The sequence below is a fragment of the Vibrio sp. 811 genome (assembly GCF_033339195.1).
The window spans coordinates 1-590 of sequence record NZ_JAWOUB010000662.1; the positions used below are offsets into that span (position 1 = coordinate 1).

Annotated in this window: 1 protein-coding gene; it reads left to right on the forward strand. The window is 49.7% G+C overall.

All coding sequences use genetic code 11. The features are described 5' to 3' along the window. Positions 1-590, forward strand: a 590-nt coding sequence (locus R7Q46_RS28695) for a M24 family metallopeptidase (protein ID WP_318078511.1), incomplete at both ends; no start/stop codon positions are given.

Below are 590 nucleotides of genomic sequence, written 5' to 3' on the forward strand. Positions count from 1 at the left end.
CTATGTGTCACTACAATCATGAGAACCAACCTGAGCCAGGTAAGCTAGCGCTGAACACACTTTACCTAGTGGATTCAGGCGGTCAGTACCTAGATGGCACAACCGACATTACACGCACCATCGCGATTGGTCAGCCATCAGCAGAAATGATCAAGCAGTTCACTCTCGCGCTGAAAGGTCATATCGGTGTGGCACGTGCCCGCTTCCCGAAAGGTACTCGTGGTTACCAAATCGATACATTGGCTCGCCAACATCTTTGGGCCGAAGGTTATGACTACGACCACGGTACTGGCCACGGTGTAGGTCACTTCCTAAGTGTGCATGAAGGCCCGGCAAGTATCTCGAAGAAACAAATCGATGTGCCGCTAACTGAAGGCATGGTGCTATCAAATGAGCCTGGTTACTACCGTGCAGATGCGTTCGGTATCCGTATCGAAAACCTAGAGCTCGTAGTTGAAACACCGACTAACGGCGACTTCCCTGTTCTATCATTCGAATCCTTGACGCGCTGTCCAATCGACAAACGTAACATCAATGTCGATATGCTGACTCGTCCAGAACTTGCTTGGTTGAACGACTACCATCAAAAA